We start from the raw sequence: 9814 nt of genomic DNA on the forward strand, positions 1-9814 counted from the left end.
AATGAGGATTCATGCAAATCTTTATAAACCGTCATCTCGGTGTCATCGAACGACACCATAGTGTGCCCTGTCCAGGCAATCAGGAAACCATGTGATGAAGATGTTCAAGCAGTTATCCCCACGACAGATCGCTCGCTACATCAAGAGCTTTCACCGAGGCTATTTTGCCATCGAGTCGCTGGGGACATTTGAATTCAACGCAGGCAGGATCAGCCTCCATGGCCTGACCTGCCGCCAGCGGCTGAGGCTGGCCCGCCAGATCAATCAGGCCGTCAGCCAGCTTCGTCACAACGAGCCCTTGCCGGACATGTGAGTCAAAGGGTCTTGCCCTACTGTCTGTTGTGCATCCATGCTTTGCCCGCCGGTTAGTCGCCGCGCGGGCCGTTTTCGATGTCGGTGATGATACCGTTGCGCACCGTCACGAAGCGCATGAACTCGTTCTTGCCGAAGTTGTAGGTCCAGCGTTCGCCATATTTGACCTGCACCAGGTTGCCAAACTGGTTCTCCTCGTTGCGATTGAGCTCTTCGCGCAGCATGGGCTCACCGCACTTGAGCAGCATCTCGGCGGTGGTGTCACCCTCGGTAATAAGCGCATTCTTGCAGCGCATAGCATCGGCACTGGCCGGAATGCTCAGCAGCAACAGGGCCAACCCCGCTACCTTATTCATCTTCTTGCTCATCGGGTTCTCCTCTCCAGTCGCATGAGTCGCAGTATGCCTGTTCCCGTTGCTGAAAAAACCAGTCAATGGCGCAAAAGAGCCGCCATTTTCTGCTCCACAGCCCGCTGGCTGCGACACATACTGGTTATCAGATCGCACCAAAAACAAACGGCGACCCGAGGGTCGCCGTTTGCATCAAGCCAGCAGGATCACAGGATGTCCAGCAGCTCGACTTCAAATACCAGTGCAGAGTAAGGCGGGATAGAGCCCGCGCCACGGGCACCGTAGGCCAGATCGTGGGGGATGTAGAGCTTCCACTTGGAACCAACCGGCATCATCTGCAGTGCTTCAACCCAACCAGCGATCACGCCGGTTACCGGGAATTCAGCCGGCTGGCCACGAGCGACTGAGCTGTCGAACACGCCACCGTGAGTAAAGGTACCGTGGTAGTGAACGCGAACGGACTGACCGGCAACCGGAACGGCACCGTTGCCTTCGACCAGCACTTCGTATTGCAGACCGGAGTCGGTCACGTTCACGTCGTCGCGCTTGGCATTGTCAGCCAGGAAGGCTTCGCCGTCAGCAGCTGCGGCTTTGGCAACGGCTTCCTGCTCTTCTTGCATACGCGCAGTGATCACCTGGAAGGCATCATTGATATCGTCACGGCTGACCGCGAACTCCAGACCATTCAGGGCATCTGCCAGGCCTTGTTGCAGGGCCGGGATATCCAGACCGGCGAACGCTTGCTGCGCCAGCTGATCACCCATGTTGCGGCCGATACCATAGCTGGCCTTCTGTTCGATAGAGTCGTATTGGGACATTGAGATGTTGCTCCAGATCCATGTAGTAAAGAGGCGGGATAATATCAGACTTTTGGCCGGGGTGCTGCCGGAGGCCCCCCTGATTTCCCCGTCAGTGGGAGGAACTTCACACAAGAAGCGGATGAACGCCGCCCAACGGCGGCGATCTGCTTAACCACGATCCGGCTAGGCTCTGACTGGCTCGAGGCTAGAGAAATACCATTCGGCTTTCCTCACGCCTTGTCGAGCAAGGCTCTGACTGCAGCAACCTTGGCACCATCGGTGATATTGACCCGACCGTCGTCCGAGGTGCCCATGTTGACGCCATGGGGCACCATGCCACCGCGCCAGCCCATGCCGGACATATGCACTTCGCTCACTCCGGTGAACTCGATGATGGTGCGCACATTGTCGGCATTGACCCCGGCGCCAGGCATCAGGCTGGCACGGCCCGCCAACACCTGATGCATCTCCTGCAGGGTTTCCAGCCCGGCCAGCGCAGTGGCCGCATGACCGGAACTCAGAATGCGCTCGCAACCGGCGGCGACTATGGTCTCCAGATCGAGGCGCCAGTCGGAGGAGAGGTCGATGGCGCGATGGAAGGTGACCCCCAACGGGCCGGCTGCATCCACCAGCTGTTTGAGCTTGGCGGCAGGCACCCGCCCCTCCTCATCCAGCAAACCGACCACCACCCCTTGCAGGCCCGCAGCGCGCGCCGCGGCGATATCCAGCAGCATCATCTCGAACTCGCCGTCGTTGAAGCAAAAATCTCCGGCGCGCGGACGGATCATGGCGTACACCGGTACAGTGGCGTGGCGGGCAGCCAGCTGCATAAAGCCATAGGAGGGGGTCAGGCCACCCAGACCCAATGCAGAGCAGAGCTCGATGCGATCCGCCCCGGATTGCTGGGCGGTGAAGAGGGATTCCAGGTTGTCGATACAGATTTCAAGACGGGTCATGAGGACTCCTTTATCGGGGAGATCAGACCCCACATCTGATCTCATAGATTGAGCAAGGCTGCGCCGCGCACACCACCGGCGCCGCCGAAGCGGGCCTGACGGATCTCGGGCAGGGCGACCCCGGGCAGCAAGTGACCGGGCAGACGCAGCGGCAACTGTTCATAGAGGGCGGGCAATTCACTCAGGCCGCCCCCCAACACCACCACCTCGGGATCAATCACCGAAATGGCGGTAGCAAGCCCGGCGGCCATGATCTCCAGCCAGCAGTCGACGGTCTCGACTGCGTGGGGCTCATGGGCCTCGAAGCGTCCCACAATCTGGTGACCCGTGGCGCGCTGGCCATGGAAATGATGATAGAGACGCTCCAGACCGGTGCCGGATGCGTAGGTTTCAAAACAGACCAGACGGCCACAGCCGCAACGGGGACGGGGCAACTCGGGGTACTTCATCAGCATGGTCGCGGGCAAGGGGTAATGACCAATCTCGCCAGCCAGCCAGTTACGCCCCTGAATCAGCTTGCCCGCCAGATAGACGGCGCCGCCGATACCGGTGCCGATGGTGACGCCGAGCGCACTGCCTGCGCCGTCGGCGGCGCCCTGATGCACTTCGGACCAGAGGAAGCAGTTGGCGTCGTTATCCACCTTGACCGGCCGTTCCAGCAGCTCGGCCAGATCGGCGCCCAGATGGCGACCATTGATGGAGGGCAGGTTGGCCGCCACTATGCTGTGATCGTGGCTGTTGATGACACCGGGGAAACCGATGCCGACCGAGCCCCGTGCGCCGAAGCGGGCATCCGCCTGCTCGACCCGGGCGCGGATCAACTGCTGCAACCCCTCGTAATCGTTGCCGGGGGTGCTCATGCGCTCCTCATGGCAGAGGTTCAATGCACCGTCATAGACCGCGAAGGCGATCTTGGTACCACCGATATCAAAGCCGTAATACATGCCCGCACTCCCTTGTCAGCCCGTGTTTATTCCACTCTGTTCTGGGAGGACATTGTATTAATTCGCAAAAAAAATAAAGTGACCGGAGGCGAAAAACGGGAGAGTGATCAGAGCAAACGGCTCATTTGTCGCTGCAAACAGGGCTGCCCGAGGCTAATCAGGGTGCGCTCCTCGCCATCAAAGACGAAGCCGCGGCGCAGGTAAAACCCCTCGCCAATGTGGTTGCCATCGAGCAGCCACAATTTGACGCTATGGCAACCGGCGCGGCGCATCTGCATCGCCACCGCCTGCCACAGCCGTTTGCCATAGCCTTGTCGCCAGTGATCAGGATGGAGATAAAACGCGCGGATCAGGGCGCTGCTCTGCCCCGCTTCCTGCTGGGGTTGCCAGTAGAGCAGGCCGATCACCACCTCATCAAGGCAAAGCAGCATGGGCCTTGGGCCCGGCTCTGCCAGACGGCTCTGCCAGATCTGCAGATGGGCGGTGACATCGAGCTGTTCCAGCATGTCGGCGCCGAGCACCTGGGCATAGGCAGCGAGCCAGCTGGCTCGCTGCATCACCGTCATGGCGGCGGCATCGTCGCTGCGCGCCATGCGCAGGCTTATGCCTTGCATTGGGGCACCAGGCCGTTGGCGCGGGCCTGCTCATAGAGCGGCAGCACTTGCGCCTGCTGCGCCTGCAACTCGGCGATCCGGTTCTCGTTGCTCGGGTGGGTGGAGAGCAGTTGCGGCGGGGTGTTGCCACCGGCGGCGGCACTCATGTTCTGCCACAGGGGAACGGCTTCGGCCGGATTGAAACCGGCGCGCGCCATCAGCTCCAGCCCCAGCCGATCCGCTTCGCTCTCTTGGGTGCGGCCATAGGGCAGCATCACCCCCACCTCGACCCCGAGGCCAAGGGCCGCCATGGTGGCGCCGCGATACTCGCTGGTGCCCATGGCGATGTCGGCGGCCGCCAGACCGAGCCCGGCCAGCTGGCTGCGCGAGAGTCGCTCGTTGGAGTGCTGGGCCAGCACGTGAGTCAGCTCGTGGCCGATGACGGTTGCCAGCTGATCCTGATTCTTGGCCACCTTGAGCAGACCGCTGTAGACCCCGATCTTGCCACCGGGCAGGGCGAAGGCGTTGACCTGTTTGGAGTCAAACACCACCACTTCCCAACTGGTGATGCCATAGCTGGTCGGCACCTGGGCGGTTACCGCCTTGGCGACACAGGAGACATAGCCGTTGAGTTTGGCATCCTGGCTCACCTTCTCCTGCTTCTTCATCTGTTCGAAGGAGTCGGCGCCCAGCTGACTCATCTGCTGGGGAGAGTAAAGCAGCATCTGGCTGCGGCCGGTCGGCGACTGGGCACAGGCGGCCAGCAGGGAACTGCAGAGGGCTACCAGGCCAAACTTGGTGAGAGACGCAATCATGAAGGGATCCTTTGCCGTGACGTTGCCCTATTCTCGGAAATGCCGCCCTGCGACGCAAGGGAGCCAGCGCCCGGCTGGCGGAAAAATATCCATCCTGCGCTATTAACAAAACGGACAGCCGCCAAAAACAAAACGAGCCCGCTTGGGCTCGTTTTATCAGGGCATGCTGACTGCAGGCAGTTATATGATACCCAGCTTTTTCAGGTCAGCCTGTACTACCTTGGCTGGCACCGGCACGTAGCCATCTTTGGCAACGATGCTTTGACCCGCTTTGGAGAGCATCATCTTGACGAACTCTTGCTCCATCGGGGAGAGCGGCTTGTTCGGATGCTTGTTCACGTAAACGTACAGGAAGCGCGACAGCGGATACTTGCCGGTGATGGCGTTGTCGGCATTGGCTTCGATGAAGGTCTTGCCATCCTTGGAGAGCGGAACGGCACGCACGCCGGAGGTGACATAACCGATACCGGAGTAGCCGATGCCGTTCAGGGAGGCAGAGACAGACTGCACCACGGAGGCAGAACCCGGTTGCTCGTTCACGCCGCTCTTGAAGTCGCCGTTACACAGGGCGTGCTCCTTGAAGTAACCGTAAGTACCGGATACGGAGTTGCGACCGAACAGTTGCAGATCCTTAGCGGACCAGTTGCCGTCCAGACCCAGATCAGACCACTTGGTGGCCGCCTTGGCTTCGCCGCACTTGAGGGTGCTGGAGAAGATGGCATCGATCTGCGGCATGGTCAGCCCCTTGATGGGGTTGTCCTTGTTGACGAACACCGCCAGCGCATCGACTGCAACGCGAATGGCAGTCGGCTTGTAGCCGTAACGCTTCTCGAATGCTTCCTCTTCACCGGCCTTCATGGCGCGGCTCATCGGACCAAACTGGGCAACACCTTCGGTCAGGGCAGTCGGCGCGGTAGAAGAACCGGCGGCCTGGATCTGCACGTTGACGTTGGGGTACATGCGCTTAAATTCTTCGGCCCACAAGGTCATCATGTTGGCCAGGGTGTCCGAGCCGACAGAGGACAGGTTGCCCGAAATGCCGCTGGTCGGGGTGTAATCAGGCAGATTCTTGTCAAGGCCATAAGCCAGGGTGCTGGCGGAAAACAGAGTCGCTGCGGTAAATCCGATTACACCAGCCAGTTTGTTGAGTTTCATCCAATCTCTCCAAGGTTGCAGAACGCAGTCCATAAACACGGTGTTAACTTTGCTCAACGCCGATCTCGCCGACCAGTTTGTTGAGTTACATTCCATGCCCTCACCACTGTGGCAAAAGGTCATCGTCAATTGGCAGTCCGTTACTTTGGCCGTCGCTCGGTGGCGTTATCTGGTCAAAGTTACCGAAGGTCCGTTCTTAAGACGGCGCCAGTATCTGACCTAGCAGTGACAAATTTATGGATTTAATGTGACACTTTAATGACATGGCGAGGCGATGGACCAAATGAAAAGAGGGCCGCTGTCGCCGCCCTCTCTCCTTCGCTAACCCATTGCCATAAAAGACTATTTAATCACCACCATGCGGGCTGGAATGAGAAAGCTGAAACGGCTGCCAAGGCCAACCCGGCTCTCGATATCGAGCTGGCAGTCGTGGTGACTGAGGGCATGCTTGACGATGGCAAGGCCGAGCCCTGAGCCGCCGGTGTGGCGGGAACGGGCCTTGTCGACCCGATAGAACCGCTCGGTCAGCCGCGCCAGATGCTCGGGGGCAATCCCCTCCCCCTCGTCGCTCACGGCAAACAGCGCCATCGCCCCCTGCTTGCGCCACTCCACGCTGATCTTGCGCCCCGCTGGGGTGTAGTGGATGGCGTTGTAGACCAGATTGGAAACCGCACTGCGCAGCTGCTCCTGATCCCCGCGCACCAGAAGATTGGGCTGGACCATGAATTCGATCTGGTGGGCCCGCTCGCCAGAGAGTGCCCGCGCCTCCTGCTCCAGCAACCCCAGCATGGCGGGCATGTCCACCAGATGGGAAAGATCCACCGAGGGGGCCGCCTCGATACGCGACAGGGTGAGCAACTGATTGACCAGATTGTCCATGCGGATGGTCTGCTCCATCATCACCTTGTGCGCCTTGGCCCACATGGCGGGCGGGGGCGGCTCTTCGGTCATCTCCAGATAGCCCTTTAGCACGGTCAGCGGAGTGCGCAGCTCGTGGGAGACGTTGGAGACAAAGTGTTTGCGGGTCTTCTCGAGACTGCGCAGGCGGGTGACATCCCGCACCACCAGCATCGCCTGATCCGAGGCGTAGGGCATGATGCGAAACTCGAGAAACTTCTCCTCGTTGACCGGGGAGTTCATCTCCAGCGGCTCGTCATACGCCCCCTTGCCCAGATAGGCGTTAAAGGCCGGATTGCGAATGAGGTTGCCAATATGCTGACCGGCATCCTCCGGCCAGCGAAAACCGAGCAGCTGCTCCGCCAACCGGTTGCACCAGAGGATACTGCCGTCGGTGCGAAACACCACGGCGGCATCGGGCAGCGCCTCGGCCCCCTCCCGAAAGCGGCGGATCAGCCCCGCCAGCTCGCGGCGGCGCGCCCGGTGACGCTGCTGCAACTTGTAGATACCGTTGAAGATGTACTCCCAGCTGCCACTGCCGCTGGGGGGCACCAGGCTGCGATCGTGCCACAGCCAGTCCGACAGCCGCTTCTGGAAGCGATAGTGCCAGCCCAGATGACACACGGCCGCCACCAACAGGCAGAGGGGGAGATGATCAATCAGCCAACCGAACAGAGCGAAAGGCAAATAGAAAAACGCCATCCGCCATAACTGTCGCCGCCAGGCGTAAGGTTGCAACATAACTGCCTCTAGAGACGGGTTGAGAAGCGGTATCCGGCTCCACGCACCGTCTGGATCAATCTGTCGTGCCCGGTCTCTTCGATCGCCTTGCGCAGGCGACGAATATGCACATCCACGGTTCTGTCCTCGACGTACACATTGGTACCCCAGACATTATTGAGCAGCTGTTCACGGCTGTAGACCCGCTCGGGGTGGGTCATAAAGAAGTGCAGCAGCTTGAATTCGGTCGGCCCCATGTCGAGCGCCTTCTCTTCGGCACTGACCCGGTGAGAGACAGGATCGAGTTTCAGCCCCTGCACCTCGATCACCTCATCCACCGAGGTGGGCGATACCCGGCGCATCACCGCATGGAGGCGTGCGGTGAGCTCCTTGGGCGAGAACGGCTTGGTGATGTAGTCGTCGGCACCGGCCTCCAGACCACGTACCTTGTCCTCCTCTTCACCGCGGGCGGTGAGCATCACCACCGGGATCTGGCGCGTCACCTCATCCTGCTTGAGCTGCTTGATAAACTGGATGCCACTGCCGCCCGGCATCATCCAGTCCAGCACGATGAGTTCGGGGTAGGGTTCGCGCACCTTCGCCAGTCCATCGGCGTAATCTTCCGCTTCAATCGTCTCATATCCCTTCTGCTCCAGCACGAAGCAGAGCATTTCGCGGATCGGTGCTTCGTCCTCGACCACCAGAATTCGCTTAGCCATTCCCTTCTCTCTCCTCTGTGAAGATGGGTGCGCCAATTATTAGAACTTTCTGTGACACTTTTATGACTTTATGACAGGCGGGATGATAAACGTTTTCAGATTCAGTTGGCAGCAGCGCGTTGCAGCAAGTCCCAGCGGTTGCCACTGATGTCCTCGAACACGACGACTGTGCCGTAAGGCTCGTCGCGGGGCTGTTCACAAAAATGAACACCGTACGCCTGCATCCGCTGGTAATCCCCCCAGAAGTCGTCGGTCTCGAGGAACAGAAAGACCCGGCCGCCGCCCTGCTGGCCGATGGCGGCCTGCTGCTGCGGGTTGGCAGCGCGAGCCAGCAGCAGTGCAGAGCCGGGGGCGCCTTTGGGGGCAACCCGCACCCAGCGCTTGCCCGGTTTGCCCGGTTCATCGAGCCGGGTATCTTCCAAGAGCGCGAAGCCAAGTCCCTCGGTAAAAAAACGGATGGCCTGATCGTAATCGGCGACCAGCAGGGTCAATGCACCTATGTGTTGTGACATGGCAGAAAACTCCTCAATAGTTGGATCAACAGGGCGCTTGCAGGCGTCCTCATCATTTTGAATCACAGTTACCTTTTACTCCCGAGCTGCTGGCGGTAACGCTGGGGGGAACAGCCCAGCTCCCGGTTGAACATGGCGATAAAGGCCGAAGTGGAGCCATAACCGAGCCGCCAGCTGATCTCCTGAATGGGCAGGTCGCCCTTGAGCCAGGCCAGCGCCTTGAGCAGCCGCAACCGCGCCCGCCACTGGCCAAAGTTCATCCCCAGCTCCCGCAGGCAGCGGCGTGCCAGGGTGCGCTCGGTGGTATGAAGTTGCCCGGCCCACTGGGCCAGGGTGCGGGGATCGGCCGGGTCATGATGCAGCACCGCCAGCATGGGGGCCAGCAACTTGTCCTGACTCATCGGCAGGTAGCTCTCCTGACAGCGGGTACGCGCCAGTCGCGCCACCAGTAGTTCGGCCTGCCGTTGATCCCACTCATCCATCATATGGCCTACCCGCCGTTCGCAAAAATCGCTCAGCAGGGCACGGATCAGCGGGGTCATCAGCAGCAATCTCGGCTCTGGCGGCAATCTGGCCGACCACTCGTGGCTGACGTAGATCGAGGTGTAGTCGAGGGCCTGTTCGTTGTAGGCGGTGTGGTCGAGATCCGCCGGCACCCAGATCAGGTAGTCGGCGGGCGCCACCAACCGCTGCGCCCCCAGCTCCACCTCCATCACCCCCAGGCTGATCATGCTGAGCTGCCCCCAGGGATGTGAGTGAAGCGAGGTGATGCTGTCGGCTCGCAACTGCTGATAACGAAAATAGAGCGGATTGGGGGCTGGCAGCTCGCTATCGGTGGAATGGTAGTGGTGAGCCACCATGACAGGTTGTCCTTTCTGCGGGATTATCTGTCTTTTTTACGCTACTTGCCAATAAAAAGACAAGGGTAGACTTGCCAGCCTGACAATAAGGAGCCTCTGATGCGTAATGCCAGTCAGTTAAGCCTGACTGGCATTGTTTTTATTGGCTTTTTTCACACTATACCTCTGGGGCCTTGGCTTC

12 protein-coding genes are annotated in these 9814 nt (G+C 60.1%); 1 reads left to right on the forward strand and 11 read right to left on the reverse strand.

Annotation, left to right across the window (positions count from 1 at the left end; translation table 11 throughout):
* Positions 1-94: 94 nt before the first annotated feature.
* Positions 95-313 carry a DUF1107 family protein gene (locus tag PG888_RS19180; protein ID WP_139708706.1) on the forward strand — a complete coding sequence of 73 codons (219 nt, stop codon included), beginning with the start codon at positions 95-97 and terminating at the stop codon, positions 311-313.
* Between the two features lie 52 nt (positions 314-365).
* Here the strand turns inward: PG888_RS19180 and PG888_RS19185 are convergent, their stop codons facing one another.
* The 11 genes from PG888_RS19185 to PG888_RS19235 all read right to left on the reverse strand — a co-directional run bounded on the left by PG888_RS19185 (position 366) and on the right by PG888_RS19235 (position 9633).
* Positions 366-680, reverse strand: a complete 315-nt coding sequence (locus PG888_RS19185; RefSeq protein WP_005343911.1) for a DUF2845 domain-containing protein — start codon at positions 678-680, stop codon at positions 366-368.
* Positions 681-868: 188 nt separating this feature from the next.
* Complete coding sequence (locus PG888_RS19190) at positions 869-1480, reverse strand: FKBP-type peptidyl-prolyl cis-trans isomerase (protein ID WP_139708705.1); 612 nt, start codon at positions 1478-1480, stop codon at positions 869-871.
* A 212-nt stretch (positions 1481-1692) separates the two neighbouring features.
* Entirely contained in the window at positions 1693-2418 is a 726-nt protein-coding gene (locus PG888_RS19195) for a copper homeostasis protein CutC (RefSeq protein ID WP_058052779.1), read from the reverse strand.
* Positions 2419-2459: 41 nt separating this feature from the next.
* Complete coding sequence (locus tag PG888_RS19200) at positions 2460-3362, reverse strand: ROK family protein (RefSeq protein ID WP_058052778.1); 903 nt, start codon at positions 3360-3362, stop codon at positions 2460-2462.
* A 107-nt stretch (positions 3363-3469) separates the two neighbouring features.
* On the reverse strand, positions 3470-3976 hold the full coding sequence (locus tag PG888_RS19205) for a GNAT family N-acetyltransferase (protein WP_182939120.1): 507 nt from the start codon (positions 3974-3976) through the stop codon (positions 3470-3472).
* Positions 3964-4770, reverse strand: coding sequence for a M48 family metallopeptidase (locus PG888_RS19210; protein ID WP_182939119.1), 807 nt, complete (start codon positions 4768-4770; stop codon positions 3964-3966). Before PG888_RS19210 ends, PG888_RS19205 begins: the two co-directional genes overlap by 13 nt.
* Before the next feature lie 180 nt (positions 4771-4950).
* Positions 4951-5925: a PstS family phosphate ABC transporter substrate-binding protein gene (locus tag PG888_RS19215; RefSeq protein ID WP_075113414.1), complete on the reverse strand. Its 975-nt coding sequence runs from the start codon at positions 5923-5925 to the stop codon at positions 4951-4953.
* A gap of 342 nt (positions 5926-6267) precedes the next feature.
* Positions 6268-7563: a phosphate regulon sensor histidine kinase PhoR gene (gene phoR / locus PG888_RS19220; RefSeq protein WP_182933693.1), complete on the reverse strand. Its 1296-nt coding sequence runs from the start codon at positions 7561-7563 to the stop codon at positions 6268-6270.
* An 8-nt stretch (positions 7564-7571) separates the two neighbouring features.
* Positions 7572-8261: a phosphate regulon transcriptional regulator PhoB gene (phoB, locus tag PG888_RS19225; protein ID WP_005338414.1), complete on the reverse strand. Its 690-nt coding sequence runs from the start codon at positions 8259-8261 to the stop codon at positions 7572-7574.
* A gap of 101 nt (positions 8262-8362) precedes the next feature.
* Positions 8363-8773, reverse strand: a complete 411-nt coding sequence (locus tag PG888_RS19230) for a VOC family protein (RefSeq protein ID WP_182939118.1) — start codon at positions 8771-8773, stop codon at positions 8363-8365.
* Between the two features lie 68 nt (positions 8774-8841).
* Entirely contained in the window at positions 8842-9633 is a 792-nt protein-coding gene (locus tag PG888_RS19235) for an AraC family transcriptional regulator (RefSeq protein WP_139409439.1), read from the reverse strand.
* Between the last annotated feature and the right edge of the window lie 181 nt (positions 9634-9814).

It is taken from the genome of Aeromonas sp. QDB23 (assembly GCF_027707745.1).
GTDB classification, from domain to species: Bacteria; Pseudomonadota; Gammaproteobacteria; order Enterobacterales; family Aeromonadaceae; genus Aeromonas; species Aeromonas allosaccharophila.